This is a genomic window from Armatimonadota bacterium, from assembly GCA_031460175.1.
GTDB classification, from domain to species: Bacteria; Sysuimicrobiota; Sysuimicrobiia; order Sysuimicrobiales; family Sysuimicrobiaceae; genus Sysuimicrobium; species Sysuimicrobium tengchongense.
The window spans coordinates 56,263-71,562 of record JAVKGW010000007.1 but is presented as its reverse complement, the minus strand read 5'-3'; the positions used below and the strand labels follow the sequence as shown (position 1 = coordinate 71,562).

Genomic DNA, 15,300 nt, shown 5'->3' with positions numbered 1-15,300 from the left:
GCTACTTCACCACCGCCGCCTGGGAGGGAACTTCCGCTTCTGTCCTCTCCCGGAGGAGCCGGTGACGCTGCCACAGATACACCAGGACGAACAGCCCGATCCCCGCGAGATCCGTCGCCAGGGTCGGGATGAAGCACAGGACCGTGGCCGCGGCCAGCACCAGCCACTCCCAGACGCTGGTGCGCACCAGGAAGTATGCGGTGCTCATGATGGAGAAGGCCACGGTTCCCACCACGGAGGAGATGGCGGCCCAGAGGTTCTCCTGCCAGGTTCCGGTCATGAGGATGTGGGTGTAGGCGAACAGCACGGGCATGACGTAGATCATCTTCGCGAACCGGAAGCTGTTCCAGCCCGTGCGCCACGGATCCGCTTGAGCGATGGCCGCGGCGGTGACCGCCCCCAAGGCCACGGGGGGTGTGATGTTGGAATCCAAACTTAGCCAGAAGATGATCATGTGGGCCGCGAGGAGCGGCACCCCGAGTTTCACCAGAGCCGGAGCCGCCACCACGGCGAGCACCAGGTATGCGGCGGTGATGGGCATGCCCATGCCCAGCACGAAGCTGGCCGCGGCCACCAGAAGCAGCGCAAGGGGAAGATTCCCGCCGGAGACGTCCAGGACCAGTTGGCTAAAGCGCACGCCGATCCCCGTGAGGGTCACCACCGCCACCACGATGCCGATGGCGCCGGTGGCCGCGGCCACGTAGGTGCTGTTGCGGCCCGCATCCACCAGGGCTTCCCAGATCTCCCGAGGACCCATGCGGGTCTCCCGTCGGACCCAGCTCACCAGCACGGTGCTGGCGATGCTGGTGATGACCGCCAAGGGAGCGGAAGTGGTGCGCATCAGGACCGCCACCAGCACCGCCAGGGGCAGCAGGAGGTACCAGCCTCCCCGCAGCACCTCCCCCGGACGCGGGATCTGCTCGGGCGGCAGCCCCTCCAGCCCCAGCTTGCGGGCCTCGCAGTACACCATCACCCCCACGCCCAGGAAGTACAGCAATCCAGGGAGGACGGAGAGGGCCGCGATGCGTGCGTAGGGGATCCGAGTGAGCTCTGCCATGAGGAAGGCGCCCGCGCCCATCACGGGCGGCAAGATCATGCCCCCGGTGGAGGCCGCGGCCTCCACCGCGGCTGCGATGTGAGGAGGAAACCCGCATCGCTTCATCAGGGGAATGGTGAAAGCGCCTGTGGTCGCGGTGTTGGCCACGGGGCTTCCGTTGATGGATCCAAACAGAGCACTGCTCACCACCGCTACCTGCGCGGGCCCTCCTCGCATCCGTCCGACGAGCGCGACGGAGAGGTCCATGAAGAACTTGGCCACCCCCGCCCGCATGAGGAACGCGCCGAAGGCCACGAAGGGCAGGATGTAGCTGGCGAGGATATCCGGCATCACGCCGAACAGTCCTTCCGGGGTCAGGTAGAAATACTCCACGACCCGACGGAAGGAAAACCCGCGGTGGCCTACCACGGAAGGCAGGTGGTTCCCCCAAAGGGCGTAGGCGATGAGGAGCAGCACCACCACGGTCATGGAGGGCCCCAGGACCCGGCGGGTGACCTCCACGCTCAGGAAGAGCGCCAGGGTGCCCATGGCGACGTCCAGGTTCGTGAAGGCCCCCGCGCGGTAGGCCAGGGCCTCGTACTGCACGATCCAGTACCCGGCCACCCCACCGGAGGCTACGGCGAGGGCCACGTCGGCCCAGGAGGGACGGTCCTCCGGGGCACGTGAGGTGGCCCGGTAGAGGAGGAAGGCGGCGGCGAGGCTGTAGAGCACCGCGATCCCGCGGTGGTACTGGAGGCTTGTCCCGCCCACCGCGGCGGTCCACAGGTAAAATCCCACCGTGGCCGCGAGACCCCCCTGGATCAGGCGGTCCCACGGCCTCACGAGCTTCCGCATCTTCGCTTTGTCCCTACCGGGCCCGGATGCCCTCCGGGATCTCCAGACCTACGGACCGCCAGTGGGCTTCCGCGCCTGGATGCAAGGGGATGGTCACACCGAGCAGAGCCCGGCGAACGGTCATGTCCGCGGAGGCCCCGTGCACCTGCAGCATGTGCGCGTGTCCCTCGCGACTGTAAGCGGCGGCCACGAGGCGACGTACCAGGGCTGACGAAACATCCTTGTGCGTGAACCACAGGCCCGGTACCGCGATGGTGCTTACGGATTCCGTAAGCCCGGGGTATCCCCGGCTCGGGACCACATACCGGATGAAGTACGGGTACTTCCGGAAGAATTCCGTGCGGGCAAGCGGCCCGTACAGATCCAGGAGGTGCACCTCCTTGGCGATGGCGGCCTCGATGGTCGAGCGATCCGGATACGGACCGGTGAAGAAGAAGGCGTCCACCCGCCCGTCCCGCAGGGCCGCGGCTGCCGCGGATCCCAGAAGTGGCACCCGCTGGATCCGGTCCCACAGGCCCAGCTCGGTGAGGATGCGCTGAGCGTTCGCGAAGGTGCCGGATCCCGGAGAGCCCACTGCCACGCGCTTCCCCACGAGGTCCGCCACGGTCCGGATGCCGCTGTCCCGGTAGGTGACGAAGTGTCCCACGCCGATGAACAGGAGACCCACGGCCCGAATGTTGCGCTGGGGATTCCCCTGGAAGGCCTCAAGCCCGTAGTAGCCCTCGTGCACATCGCTGCTGAAGGCCACCGCGAACTCCGCTTCCTTTGCATTCACCCGCCGCACGTTCTCCACGGATCCTCCGGTAGCGGCCACCGTCACTTCCACACCGGAGACGTTCCGGGACAGAAAGGTCGCTAGGCCCGTGGCGAAGATGTTGAACACCCCTGCGGCAGGCCCTCCCAGGATGGTCAGGCGCTCCACGGGCCCTGCGGAAGCCTCCGAAAGTCCCAGGGCCACGAGCAGCACGACGAGGATTCCCCCGCCCCACCGCCTCCGCACCGTGCTCACCTCCAATCCGTCAGATCGTCAGACAAAGCCTACGCCGGGGAAGGCATCTCCTCCTGCCGAACCCGTGTTCCCCGAGGGGGGTGGGGCCTCCGGCTCACGGCTTCTGGTGGATTCGCGCCCAGTCCTCCGGGGTGTCCACGTCCAGGGCCGCCTCCTCGAGGGGCAGGAAGACCGCCTCCTCCCGGTGCGCCTCCAGCACGGGCTTTGCCCCCACGTCCCCCCGCAGGGCCCGCAGTTCCCCGAAGAGGCTTCGGTGGAAGAGGGCGGGAGGTCCTACGGTGCCCCGGTACGCGCAGGCCACGATCCTCGCCCCGGTGCGCTCCCAGGCCTCCACGAGGCGCCGGAGGTGGCCGGGGGTGAGGGCGGGTTGGTCCGCGAGCAGGAGGAGTGCCGCGTCCGCGTCCGCCACGGCCTCAATTCCCCTTCGCAGGGAGGTGCTGAGTCCCAGGACATGGTCTGGGTTTTCCACGATCGTTACCGGGAGATCCCTGAGCTCCTCCCGCATACGGTCCGCCTCCGGCCCCACCACCACGACGACTTCGCCACAGACCGCCAGGGCCGTCTCCACGGCCCGGCGCAGGAGGGTCTTCCCGCCCAGCCGCAGCAGGAGCTTCGGCTGGCCCATACGGCGGCTACTTCCCGCCGCCAGCACGATACAGGCGAACCCGCTCAAACGGGAAGCGGCTCGTGGATGGGGGCGGGCCGGTCCCGCAGGAAGCCTCCCTTCCGGCCGTTCATGGCCGCCAGGATCTCCGCGAGGATGGCGAGGGCGATCTGTTCTGGCCCCTCCGCCCCGATGTCCAAGCCCACCGGCGCGTAGATCCGTCCTGCCAGCTCTGGGCTCGGCTGCACCCCTTCGGCTTCGAGTTCCCGGAGGATCTTCTGGGTACGCTGTCGGGGGCCCAGGAGGCCCAGGTAGGCAGGCGGAGTCGGATACGCGAAGAAGGACCGGATGAGGTTCTTGTCGTGCAGGTAGTTGTGGGTCATCACCACCACGCAGGTCCTGGAGTCCGGCCGGATGGCCTCCGCGGCCTCCGGGAACTCCGTGTGGAGGAACCCATGGGCCTCGGGGAACCGCTCCCGGGTGAGGAACTTCTCCCGCCGGTCCACCACCACGGGCCGGAAGCCCAGCTCGTGCGCCAGGCGCACCAAGGGGATGGCGTCGTGCCCGGCCCCGCACACCACCAACCGCAGGGGCGGCTGGAGAGGTTCGAAGAAGAGCTCAACCCCCCCGAGGGTCTCGCGGGCCGGCTTTCCCCGTCGCAGCGCCTCCTGCGCCCGCGTGGCCGCGGACGCGTCCAGATCCGCGTCTCCGAGGCTCCCCTCCCGGGTGCCGTCTGGGTAGACCACCAACCGCCGTCCGAGCTGCGGGGCGTCTTCCGGTCCGATGAGGGTCACCACCACCAACGGCTGCTCCCGCTCCACCGCCTCCTCCAGGAACCGCTCCGGGGAGGGCTCCGCCGTCCCCACCTTCTCCACCAGCACGTCGATCACCCCGTTACAGCCCAATCCCAGGCCCCATACCGCCTCGTCGTCCGCGGTGAGGTCGTAGTGCAGCAGGCGCGGCCGCCCGTCCCGCAGCACCTCCTCCGCCACGATCTGCACATCCCCTTCCAGGCACCCGCCGGAGATGGAGCCCACGAGATCCCCGGTAGACCGGATCAGGAGCCGGGCTCCCTCCCGCCGGTAGGTGCTTCCCCGCACCCCGACCACGGTGGCCAGGGCCGCCGCTTCTCCGTGGCGGCGCACGTCCCGGAGGGCCTGGAGGATGTCGAGGAGCTCCCGCATGGCTACTCCCTCCTTCCGGTGCGGCGCACCCGCGCCGCCAGTGTGCGTTCCAGTTCGCGAAGGCTCTCGAGGTTGTGGGCGGCGGCGAACACGTCCACAAAAGGCAGGGCCGTCTGCATGCCCCGGGTGAGGGGCTGGTAGCCGGGGCTGCCGAGGAGGGGGTTCAGCCAGATCACCCGGCCCGACCGGGCCCGGATCTCCCGCATGGCCCGGTGCAGGATCTCTACGTCCCCGGTGTCCCAGCCGTCGCTGAGGATCACCACCACGGTGCGGGGATCCAGCAGGTGTCGCCACCCCTCCAGGAACTGCATGAGGCTCGCCCCGATCCGGGTGCCCCCGGACCAGTTGGGAACCGTGCGGCTCAGCCGGTCCAGCGCCTCCCGAAGGGTCCGGGATCGGAGGGCGGGGGTGACCCGGGTGAGGGAGGTGCTGAACACGAAGCTCTCCACGTTGCCCACGGCCTCCTGGAGCGCATACACGAACTGGATCAGAAACCGGCTGTAGATGTCCATGGAGCCGGAGACGTCGCACAGGAGCACCAGGCGGGTCTTCCGGACCCGCCGCCGCTTAAACGCCAGCTCCGGCAGATCCCCGCCCCACCGGAGGTGGAGCCGCATGGTCCGCCGCAGGTCGAGCCGATGACTGTGCCGCGCCCGCTGCATCCGGCGGCTCATCCGGGTGGCGATGCGGCGGGCGATGGCCACCACCAGCTTCCCGATCTCCTCGAGCTCCCGATCGGTGAAGGTGGAGAAGTCCTTCCGGGCCAGGACCTCCAGGGCGCTGTAGCCCGGGACCTCCTGCTCCCCCTCCGTCTCCTCGGCATCCGCCCACCGTTCCATGGAGAGCTGCCCCTTCTCCGAAGCGGCCTCCTGCGCTGGCCCGTCCTCCCCGTCCTCCTGGGAGGAGGACACGGGCGGGAAGGGGGACCAGTAGAGGGGGAAGAGGGCGTCGAAGACCCGCAGGTCGTGGTGGCCGTGGACCAGGGTGGTCCGCAGGGCCAGCCGGAACTGCTCCGGGTCCAGGACGTCCACCCGCTCCAGGGCCCGGAGGGCATCCGCGATCTCCCCGGGACCGCACAGGACCCCGTGCTCCCGAAGGGCTCGGCCGAAGGCCACCACGTGGGCGGTGAGATCTCCCAGGTCCGGTCTTCTCACGCCTTCAACGTCCGCTCGATCCGGTTCAGGGCCCGGGCGAGCCCTTCCCCGTCCCGCTGGGCCTCGTGGATGGCCGCGAGCGCCGCGTCCAGCCAGGGCCCCCGCACCAGCCGCTGGTCCTCATGGTGCTTAAATAGGCACCCGATGGTCTCCTCCACGCTCGTCCGATCCAAATGGTCCCGGTGCAGGCGCAAAAGGGCCAGGCTCCAGTCCAGGGTCTCCGCCACCCCCGGAACCTTCTGGAGGTCCAGCCGCCGCACCAGGTGCATGAAGGCCGCGATCTGCTCCGCCAGCTGCTGCGAGATCCCGGGCACCTTGCGGAGCACGATGCGCAGCTCTTTCTCGAAGCTGGGATAGTCGATCCAGAGGTACAGGCACCGCCGTCGGAGGGCGTCGCTCAGCTCCCGGGTGCGGTTGCTGGTGAGCACCACATATGGGATGTGCCGGGCCCGAATGGTCCCGATCTCCGGGATGGTCACCTGCCAGTCGCTCAGGACCTCCAGCAGGAAACTTTCGAACTCCACATCCGCCCGGTCGATCTCGTCCACCAGGAGCACCGGCGCCCGGTGGTGGGTGATGGCCTGGAGGAGAGGTCGGCGCAGCAGGAAAGCCTCGGAGAAGATGGTCTGCTCCTTCTCCTCCACGGTCCGATCGGTCCCTTCCTCCAGGCGGATGCGCAGCATCTGCTTGGGGTAGTTCCACTCGTAGAGGGCGGTGCTCACGTCCAGTCCCTCATAGCACTGCAGCCGGATGAGATCGGTCCCCAGGGCCTGGCTCATGACCTTCGCGATCTCCGTCTTCCCGACCCCGGCCGCGCCCTCCACCAGGAGGGGCTTGTGGAGCTCGATGGAGAGGTAGATGGCGGTGGCGATCTCCCGGTCCGCAATGTACCCCTCCTGCTCCAATGCCTGGAGAATCTGCTCGATGTTGCCCAGGGTCGGCCGTGACACGACACACGCCTCCTGATGGTCTCACACCCCTATTGTAAACGCCCCAGACCGCGGCGTCCTCCCTCAGGAGGGCCGAGGAGCGCGAGGACAGGTCGTAGCCGTTGGAGGAGGAGGACGGCGCCCAGGAGCCCGAACCCCAGCAGGTCGGTGGCAAGGCCCGGCTTGATCAGCGACAGCGCTGCCACCAGCAGCATCCCCCGCTCCAGCCAGGTGGCCGGCCGGCGGAGGTATCCCACCACCGCTCCCGCCAGACACAGGGTCCCCACGCTTCCCGAAGCGAAGGCCCACGCCACCTCGTACCAGGGGCCCTGCATGAGGAGGGGAGGGCCGAACACGAACATGTACGGCACGAGGAAGCCGGCTAGGGCGAACCACACGGACTGCCAACCGGTCTCCCACAGGGGTGCCCGCGCGAGGCTTGCGGCCGCATAGCTCGCCAGGGCCACGGGCGGGGTGAGGGCCGAAAGACACGCGAAGTAGAACAGGAAGAGGTGAGCCGCGATGGGCGGGACTCCCGCCTGCACCAGGGCCGGAGCCAGGGTGCTGGCCATGATGGCGTAGGCGGCGGTGGTGGGAAGCCCCATCCCCAGGATCAGGGCCACCACCATGGCCACGACCAGCATGGAGATCAGGTTGCCGCCCGCGAGGGCGAGAAGGGCCAGGGAGAGCTTTCCGCCGAGCCCTGTGAGGGAGAGGATCCCCACCACCATCCCCGCGGCCGCGGTGGTGGCCGCGATCTCCACGGACCGCCACGAGCCATCGTACAGGGCATCCAGCATCCGGCGGATGCCCTCCCGGCTCTCGGGTCGCGCCGCGTACACGCCCGCCACCACCCCGCACCCCACTCCGAGGCTCCAGAGCACCGGCAAGTCCAGACGGCGAGCGAGGAGGTATGCCACAACGCCCAGCAGGATCCATGGATGGGCTACCCGCTCCTCTCGGCTCATCCAGGAGGCCACCACCGCGGCCGCCAGCCCCCACAGGGCCGCCCGAAAGGGGGAGTAGTCGAAGCCCATGATGAGTAGAAGGATCAAGACGAGCGGACCGAGAAGGTAGCCGCGGCGGCGCAGGACCGCGCCGAGGGGTGGGAGCTGCGTCCTGGGAAGGCCGTGCAGCCGGTTTTTGGCCGCGTAGAGGTCGATGATCCAGTACGCGGCCACGTAGTAGAGAAGAGCGGGGATGAGGGCGCTTAGGGCGATGTGGGAGTACGGAACCCCCAGGATGTCCGCCATCAGGAAAGCGGCAGCCCCCATCACAGGCGGCATGAGTTGCCCGCCCGTGGAGTTCATGGCCTCGACGGCGCCCGCCACGCTGGGCCGGAAGCCCGTGGCCTTCATGAGAGGCACGTTGATCACCCCGTCCACCATCACGTTGGCTGCGGAGGACCCGGAGGCGGTGCCGAAAAGGGCGCTCGTAAAGATCGAGACCTTGGCGGGACCGCCCCGGCGGTGGCCCGCGAGGCTCAGGCCCATCTCCACGATAAACTTCCCGATGCCAGAGGCCTCCAGCACCGCACCGAACAGGATGAACAGGTACACGTAGCGGGCTGAAGCCGCGATGGGGGCGCTGTAGATCCCATTGTCGCTGAACAGGAAGGAGACGACCGTGGCCACGGGGAAACCACCGTGTCGGAAGAGCCCCGGCAGGTACGGCCCCACGAAGGCATAGACCACGAACGCCAGTCCCAGCGCCGGCACCGCCCACCCGGAGGTTCGGCGGCTCATCTCGATCACCACGGCCAGGAGCAACACCCCCACGGCCACGTCCGTAGGGGTGGGCATCACCCCCGCCCGCGCGGTGAGCGCGGAGAAGGTCAGGAGCTGGTAGACGACCACCGCCACGCTCGCAAGACACAGCAGGAGATCCCAGAGGGTGGGGACAGGGGAACCGTTCCGGCGGGCGGGCAGGAGCAGGAACACCAGGAGCGAGGCGAACATCAGGTGGAGGGCGTACATCTTCTGGGGATCGGTGGAGTAGAAGCCCAGCACCACGATGTGGTAGGTGGCCATGGCCACCCCGACGAGACGCGCGAGGACCCACCACCCGCCCCGCAATTCCCGGCCCCGTAGCTCTTCCGCGGGACCGACCTCCGTCACGAGGGAGGGGATCTCCCCCCGGGGTTCCTGTTCGTCCTCCGTTGCCTGCTTCACGCCAGCCTTCCCAACGGGCTAGCGCGGAGGCTGGTGCTCGGTCCGCAGCCGCACGCCCCGCTCCCGGTAGTACCGGAGGGCGCCAGGATGGAGCGGGCCCGCGATGTAGTAGATGTTCACAGGCCGGGTCTCCGCGGCAGTGGGATGCACCTGCTCCAGCAGCTCCTGGTTATCGAAGATGGTCTTGGTGAGCTCGTACACGAAGTCCTCCGGCATGTCCCGGTGCACGAAGGCCGCGTTCCACATCTGGACCGTGCGGATCACGTAGTCCTGTCCCCGGTACACATTGGCGCGGATGGCTGCGGACGCCAGGTACGGGTACGCGGCGGTGAGCCGTTGGATCTGGTCCGGCGTGAACCCGAAGAACCGCACGGGCCGCGTGATGGACAGCTCCAGCCAGGCAGGGACCGGAACCCCGATTACCCCGAAGTTGGCGTCCACGAGTCCGTCCCGCAAGGCGTTCGCACCCTCCGCAAAGGACAGGTTCACGATGCGAGCCGGGCGGATGCCGAAGAGGGAGAAGACCTTGTGCCCTACGAACTCCGCCGACCCGCCTCTCGGACCCAGATCCACCACCTTCCCGTTGAGATCCGTGATGGACCGGATGGGGCTATCCGCCCGGGTGATCCAGTGGGCGAAGGAGGTGTACATGGGCCAGGTGAACCGGATGGTGTCATACCGGGTGCCCTGGGCCCACCCGATGCCCCGTAGAGCCTCGTGGGCGGGTCCCATGGTGGTGAGGCCGAGCTCGATCTGCCTGGCGTGCACCAGCTGGATGTTCTGAACGGGACCTCCCGTCACCCGGTTGCTGGCCGGGATCCCCATCTTCTCCTGGATCACCTTGGCATAGCCCCCGGCCACCACGTAGTACACCCCACCGATGGAGGCGCTCCCGATGGTGATGCTCCGGGGCCAGTTCGCCCTCGGCTGCCCGTACAGCGGGAAGGCGAAGAGCACCCCCATGAGGAGGATCCAGATCGCCCGCCGCTTCATCCCGATCTCCCCCCTCGGTCAGAATCCCTTGGCGCGTATATTTTTGTTCTGTCTCCGGGGGAGGTCCTCCTCCACTCAGGAGCGGCGGGCCGGCTCAACGGCCCCGGGCCCGCCGCTCCAACAGCTGCATGGCCTGCCCCACGAGCCGCCTCCGGAACTCCGCGGCCCGCTCCGGATCCACAGGGCCGGGTCGGGGGGCGGAACGAATCCGTTCCTGCAGGCGCTCGCGCGCGGTCCGCAGGGCCTCCTTCTGCGTGGGGGTGAGGAGGGCATCGAACCGGGCCAGGAGCCTTTGGGCCACGTCCTGTTCCTCGGGTCGCAGGTTCCGCAGGACGTCCAGCAGGGGGAGCACCTCTTTTGCCTGCTGCGGGGTGAGGCCCCTTCCGCTCCGCTCCAGGGCCAGCACCGCGGCCGCTACGCGGAAGGCGGGGTCCCCGCGGGGCGCCGCCCGGCCCTGGGCGCATCCCCCCAAAAGCACGGCCGCAAGCGCGATGGCAGTGAGATTCCGCATCCGCTCCCTCCTCGCCTACTCGTACCGCAGGGCCGCGATGGGATCCAGACGGGCCGCCCGGTACGCGGGATACAGGCCGAAGAACAGCCCCACGGCCACCGCGAACCCGAAGGCCAGCACCACCGCCTGCGGGGTCACCACGGTCATCCAGCCCGCGAATCCCGAGATCGCCCGGGTCGCCAGCAGGGCCACGCCGATCCCGAGGAGTCCCCCGCCCACGCTCAGCAGCACGGATTCCACCAGGAACTGCAGGAGGATGTCCCGCGGGGTGGCTCCCACGGCCTTGCGGATCCCGATCTCCCGGGTGCGCTCGGTGACGGAGACCAGCATGATGTTCATGATCCCGATCCCGCCCACCACGAGCGACACCGCGGCGATGGCTCCCAACAGGAGGGTGATGGTCTGGGTGACGCCGGTGAAGGCCTGCACCACCTCTGCCTGGTTGCGCACCACGAAATCGGACTCCTGGTCCTCCCGGATCCGGTGGCGGGTCCGGATCAACGACTCCACCTGGGCGGCTACCGCGTCCATGCGCGAGGCGTCCCGCACCTTCACGTACACGGCCCGCACGTGGTCCACCCCGAACAGGCGCTTCTGGGCCGTGGAGAGGGGCACGAACACCACGTCGTCCCGGTCTCCGAACCCCGTGGAGCCCTTGCGCTCCATCACCCCGATCACGGTGAAGAGGACCCGGTTGATGCGGATGGGCTGTCCCAGGGGATCCCGGTCCGGGAAGAGGGTTTCCCGCACCGTCTGCCCGATCACCGCCACCCGGGCCCGGGTCCGCATCTCCATCTCCCCGAAGAAGGTCCCCTCCACGGGGTGCCAGTTGCGCACCTCCGGGAAGGAGGGCGTGACCCCGCTGATGTTCGTGGTGTCGTTGTAGGGACCTGCCACCACCTGGGCCGGCCGGCTGAATTCCGCGGCCACCGCCTCCACGTCCGGGAGGGAGGACTGAATGGCCTCCGCGTCGTCCCATGTGAGGGTCTGCACCGTACCGAGCCCGAATCCGATCCCACCGGGACCCGCGGCCCGGCCCGGGAGCACGGTGAGGAGGTTGGTGCCCAGCGCCGTGAGCTGCTCCTCCACGCTGCGGCGGGCCCCGGACCCGATCCCCACCGTGGTCACCACGGCCCCCACCCCGATGATCACGCCCAGGGTGGTCAGGAGCGAGCGGAGAGGGTTCGCGGCCAAGGCCCGGAGCGCGATGCGGAGGCTCGCGAGCAGGGTCACGTCTGCACCTCCAAGACCCGGCGGGGTCGGTTGGGACGGTCCTGCACGATGCGGCCGTCCCGAAACTGCACGATGCGGCGGGCGAAGGCCGCGATGTCCGGCTCGTGGGTCACCATCACCACGGTGACCCCCCGCTCGTTCAGCCGCTGCAAGATCCCCATGATCTCCAAGCTTGTCTGGGTGTCGAGGTTGCCCGTGGGTTCGTCCGCCAGCACCAGGGCGGGTTCCATCACCAGGGCCCGGGCGATGGCCACCCGCTGCTGCTCCCCGCCCGAGAGCTGCGTGGGGAGGTGATGGGCGCGGTGCTCCAGACCCACCCACCGCAGGGCCTCCCGGGCCCGGGCCCGATCCCGGATCCCCGCGTAGATCAGGGGGAGTTCCACGTTCTCCAGGGCCGTGGTGCGCGGGAGGAGGTTGTAGGCCTGGAACACGAACCCGATGCGCCGGTTACGCAACCGGGCCCGCTCCACCTCCCCCAGGCCCGATACGTCCCGGCCCTCGAACCGGTACACGCCCGAGGTGGGCCGGTCCAGCAGGCCCAGGATGTTCATGCACGTGGACTTCCCGGAACCCGAAGGTCCCATGATGGCCACGAACTCTCCGGCATCGATCTCCAGGCTAACGCCCCGTAGGGCCCACACCTCCACCCCGTCCATCCGGTAAACCTTGCTCACCTCCTCGAGCTCGAGGAGCCTCATGGGACCCTCCGCAGGCCTGGAGGGGTGGGGGAACGGCGTGGGAACTGGGGCAGGAACGGGTTCCGGGGCGCCTGGACCTCCGGGCCCCGCTCCACCCCCAGGAACACCGTCTCCCCTTCCCGTAGGCCGCTTCGCACCTCCACCATCCGGCCGTCCGTCTGCCCCAGTTCCACGCGGCGGGGATGCAGTTCCCCGTTGACCACCACCAGCACTCCCTGCCCGCGAACCGCCTCCCGGGGGATAAGGAGGACCCCGGACCGGTGGAGGAGGGTGAACTCCGCCTGCACGGTCATGCCGAGTCGCAGCCGGTGTCCGGGATCCGTCACTTGGAGGGTGACCTCGTACTGCACCACGTTGTTGTTGATCTGGGCGTTGGGGGAGACGGAGAGCACCGTGGCGGGGAAGGTCTGGTCCGGGAGGGCATCTGCCCGGACCGTGGCCCGCATCCCCGGCTGGATCCTCGGGATGTCCACCTCGTCCACCAGAACCTTCGCCAGCACGGGCTCCACCACCGCGATCCGCATCACCGGGGTCCCACCCTGAGTGCTGCCGATCACGGACTGCCCCACCTGCACGGAGAGGGCGGAGATGAACCCGCCCACGGGCGCCCGGATGAGGGTCTCGCGGACGCGATCCTGGGCGTTCCGCAGCTGCGCCTCGGCCTGGCGCACCGCGGCCTGGGCCGCCAGGAGCTCCGCGGCCCGGGCGGGCTCCTGGAGGGCACTCTGCCGGGCCTGCCGCAGCTGCGCCTCGGCCTGGCGCACCGCGGCCTGGGCCGCCAGGAGCTCCTGCCGGCGCACCGCCTCGTCCTGGGAAGCCGCGAGGACCTGCTGCAACTGGGCTTCCGCCTGCCGCACCGCGGCCCGGGCCTCCTCGATCTGCTCCCGGGTGGGGCCAGAGCGGAGCTCCTGGAGGCGGGAGGAGGCGGACTCGACCTGGGCCCGGGCGCTCGCCAGCCGCGCGGCCGCGGTGTCCAGCTCCTGACGCGCCACGAACCCCTGTCGCACGAGTTGCTCGACCCGCGTGTAGTTCTGTTCGGCAAGCCGGAGATCTGCCTGGGCGGCGGCCAGGGCCTGCTCCGCCTGGGTGACCTCCTCGGGCCGGGTACCGCCGAGGAGCTGCTGGAGCCGGGCCCGGGCGGCTTCCACCGATGCCCGGGCCTGGGCGATCTGGGCCTGCTGCTGGGCCTCCCGCTGGGCGTGCTCCGCGAGCAACTGCTGCAATCGGGCCCGGGCGGCTCTCCAGGCCGCCTCCGCCCCTGCCACGAGCTCCCGCTCCTGGGCCCGCTGGGCCCGGTGCTGGGCCTGCAGCTGCTGGAGGCGTGCCACCGCGGCATCGTAGCCGGCCTGCGCGGAGCGCAAAGCGCTCAGGGCATCCGGATCGTCGATCTCAACCAGAACCTGCCCTGCCTGGACCCGATCCCCTTCCCGCACGAGCACCCGGCGTACGATCCCCGTGGCCCTGGACTTCACCTCTACCTCGGAGTAGGGCCGGACGGAACCAGAGGCACTCACGGTGACCAGGAGCTCTCCCCGGACCACCGGGGCCGTGCGCCACCGGGGTGTCTGAGCGGTGTTGTTCCGGGACCACATCGCTGCGTAGACTCCGCCTCCCACCGCCAGGACCAAAACCGGGATCCACCACCAACGCCTCATCCCGCACCTCTAAGGCAGCACGCGCATCCCCACCGCCCGCCGGAGGGAGGCGAGGGCGGTCCACCGGGTGGCGGTGGCCTGGGCCAGGGACTCCTGCACCGAAGCGAGCTGCGCCCGCGCCTGGGCCACCTCCAGGAGGCTCCCCACCCCCGCCGCGTACCGTCCTTCCGCCACCCGCAACGCCTCCTGGGCCGCCTCCTGAGCCCGACGGGCCGCCTCCTCCCGCGCGAGGGCCGACTGCCATGCGAGCCAGGCCTGCACCGCCTCCCGCTGCGCCTCCAGCCGGGCCTGCTCCAGCGTGGCCCGGGCGGCCTCGAGGTTGGCCCGGGCCGCCTCGACGGCGGCCGAGCGCTGGCCCCCGTCGTAGAGGGGCACGGACACGGAGGCCCCAATAGACCACGTGCCCGCACCCCCGGGAGTTCCCACAGTCAGGAGCCCATACCGGCCGTCCAGGCTCACGGTCGTCCCGCCCTGCAGCTGTGCCACCACCAGGGCCGCCTCCGCGGCCGCCACCTCCGCCTGGGCCTTGCGCACCTCCGGTCGCTGCAAGGCCCGGGAGCGCACCTCCTCCTCGGAGAGCTCGAACGGAGGGGGGACACCGGGTGCGACCACCGCGATGGGCGCGCCGGGATCGAGCCCCAGCAGGGAAGCCAGCTGCGCGCGGCTGACTTGCGCGTTTGCCTGGGCTTCCAGCAAGCTCACCTCCGCGCTTGCCAGCTGCGCCTGGGCGCTCACCACGTCCGCCTGAGGCGCGGTTCCCGCGCGGACCCGGGCCTGGGCGCCCTCCAACTGCGTCCGGGCCTGGGCCACCACCTGTTGCCGGAGGGCCACCACCTGATCCGCGAGCACCGCGTTCATGTAGGCCTGCACCGCGCTCAGGGCCACCTGGGCCTGGAGGGCCGCGAGGTTTTCCCGGGCGCTCTGCACCCGGGCCTCCAGCTGCCGGATCTGGGCCTGGCGCAGCCCTCCGTCGTACAGCAGGTAGCTCACCCCCAGGTTCACCTGGGCGGACCCGCCCGAAGGGCCGAGGCCTCCGGAGATCCCCACCCCCACCGAGGGCTGGAGCGCGGCCCGGGCCGCGGCGAGCTGGGCTTCCGCGGCCCGTAGGGCCTCCCGCGCGGCCCGCACCTGCGGGCTCTGCTCCTGGGCCAGCGCCACGGCCTGGTCCAAGGTGTACGGAGCGGGGGCCTGGGCACGCAGGGGGAAACCGAGGGCCAGCAAGAGCGCGAGGACGATGCTGAGACGGGCGCGCATGCTCTCTCTTCCTC

13 protein-coding genes are annotated in these 15,300 nt (G+C 69.8%); all 13 read right to left on the bottom strand.

Going from position 1 to position 15,300, the window contains the following annotated elements; genetic code table 11:
* Position 1: 1 nt before the first annotated feature.
* The 13 genes from QN206_10025 to QN206_09965 all read right to left on the bottom strand — a co-directional run bounded on the left by QN206_10025 (position 2) and on the right by QN206_09965 (position 15,286).
* Positions 2 to 1,891, bottom strand: a complete 1,890-nt coding sequence (locus tag QN206_10025) for a TRAP transporter fused permease subunit (GenBank protein ID MDR7615144.1) — start codon at positions 1,889 to 1,891, stop codon at positions 2 to 4.
* A gap of 13 nt (positions 1,892 to 1,904) precedes the next feature.
* Positions 1,905 to 2,891 (bottom strand): TAXI family TRAP transporter solute-binding subunit, encoded by a 987-nt coding sequence (locus tag QN206_10020; GenBank protein ID MDR7615143.1) that lies wholly within the window; start codon positions 2,889 to 2,891, stop codon positions 1,905 to 1,907.
* A 103-nt stretch (positions 2,892 to 2,994) separates the two neighbouring features.
* A complete protein-coding gene (locus tag QN206_10015; protein ID MDR7615142.1) occupies positions 2,995 to 3,552 on the bottom strand; it encodes a nucleotidyltransferase family protein in 558 nt (185 codons plus the stop codon).
* A 17-nt stretch (positions 3,553 to 3,569) separates the two neighbouring features.
* Positions 3,570 to 4,688, bottom strand: a complete 1,119-nt coding sequence (locus tag QN206_10010; protein ID MDR7615141.1) for an XdhC family protein — start codon at positions 4,686 to 4,688, stop codon at positions 3,570 to 3,572.
* Positions 4,689 to 4,690: 2 nt separating this feature from the next.
* The gene (locus tag QN206_10005; GenBank protein MDR7615140.1) at positions 4,691 to 5,842 is read right to left on the bottom strand and encodes a VWA domain-containing protein; all 1,152 of its coding nucleotides are present in this window, start codon (positions 5,840 to 5,842) and stop codon (positions 4,691 to 4,693) included.
* Entirely contained in the window at positions 5,839 to 6,792 is a 954-nt protein-coding gene (locus tag QN206_10000) for a MoxR family ATPase (protein MDR7615139.1), read from the bottom strand. The genes QN206_10005 and QN206_10000 overlap by 4 nt, the downstream gene beginning before the upstream one ends.
* A gap of 29 nt (positions 6,793 to 6,821) precedes the next feature.
* On the bottom strand, positions 6,822 to 8,942 hold the full coding sequence (locus tag QN206_09995; GenBank protein ID MDR7615138.1) for a TRAP transporter fused permease subunit: 2,121 nt from the start codon (positions 8,940 to 8,942) through the stop codon (positions 6,822 to 6,824).
* Between the two features lie 18 nt (positions 8,943 to 8,960).
* Positions 8,961 to 9,935 (bottom strand): TAXI family TRAP transporter solute-binding subunit, encoded by a 975-nt coding sequence (locus QN206_09990; GenBank protein MDR7615137.1) that lies wholly within the window; start codon positions 9,933 to 9,935, stop codon positions 8,961 to 8,963.
* A 94-nt stretch (positions 9,936 to 10,029) separates the two neighbouring features.
* Positions 10,030 to 10,446, bottom strand: coding sequence for a hypothetical protein (locus tag QN206_09985; GenBank protein MDR7615136.1), 417 nt, complete (start codon positions 10,444 to 10,446; stop codon positions 10,030 to 10,032).
* Positions 10,447 to 10,461: 15 nt separating this feature from the next.
* Complete coding sequence (locus tag QN206_09980; GenBank protein ID MDR7615135.1) at positions 10,462 to 11,679, bottom strand: ABC transporter permease; 1,218 nt, start codon at positions 11,677 to 11,679, stop codon at positions 10,462 to 10,464.
* A complete protein-coding gene (locus QN206_09975; GenBank protein ID MDR7615134.1) occupies positions 11,676 to 12,377 on the bottom strand; it encodes an ABC transporter ATP-binding protein in 702 nt (233 codons plus the stop codon). Before QN206_09975 ends, QN206_09980 begins: the two co-directional genes overlap by 4 nt.
* Positions 12,374 to 14,032 carry an efflux RND transporter periplasmic adaptor subunit gene (locus tag QN206_09970; protein ID MDR7615133.1) on the bottom strand — a complete coding sequence of 553 codons (1,659 nt, stop codon included), beginning with the start codon at positions 14,030 to 14,032 and terminating at the stop codon, positions 12,374 to 12,376. The genes QN206_09975 and QN206_09970 overlap by 4 nt, the downstream gene beginning before the upstream one ends.
* Positions 14,033 to 14,041: 9 nt before the next feature.
* Complete coding sequence (locus QN206_09965) at positions 14,042 to 15,286, bottom strand: TolC family protein (GenBank protein MDR7615132.1); 1,245 nt, start codon at positions 15,284 to 15,286, stop codon at positions 14,042 to 14,044.
* Positions 15,287 to 15,300 lie beyond the last annotated feature (14 nt).

Excerpts from the sequence above, each read along its gene's own strand:
- QN206_10025 (MDR7615144.1), bottom strand. The coding sequence starts at position 1,891 with ATGCGGAAGCTCGTGAGGCCGTGGGACCGCCTGATCCAGGGGGGTCTC.
- QN206_10010 (MDR7615141.1), bottom strand. The coding sequence starts at position 4,688 with ATGCGGGAGCTCCTCGACATCCTCCAGGCCCTCCGGGACGTGCGCCGC.
- QN206_09990 (MDR7615137.1), bottom strand. The coding sequence starts at position 9,935 with ATGAAGCGGCGGGCGATCTGGATCCTCCTCATGGGGGTGCTCTTCGCC.
- QN206_09985 (MDR7615136.1), bottom strand. The coding sequence starts at position 10,446 with ATGCGGAATCTCACTGCCATCGCGCTTGCGGCCGTGCTTTTGGGGGGA.
- QN206_09975 (MDR7615134.1), bottom strand. The coding sequence starts at position 12,377 with ATGAGGCTCCTCGAGCTCGAGGAGGTGAGCAAGGTTTACCGGATGGAC.
- QN206_09970 (MDR7615133.1), bottom strand. The coding sequence starts at position 14,032 with ATGAGGCGTTGGTGGTGGATCCCGGTTTTGGTCCTGGCGGTGGGAGGC.
- QN206_09965 (MDR7615132.1), bottom strand. The coding sequence starts at position 15,286 with ATGCGCGCCCGTCTCAGCATCGTCCTCGCGCTCTTGCTGGCCCTCGGT.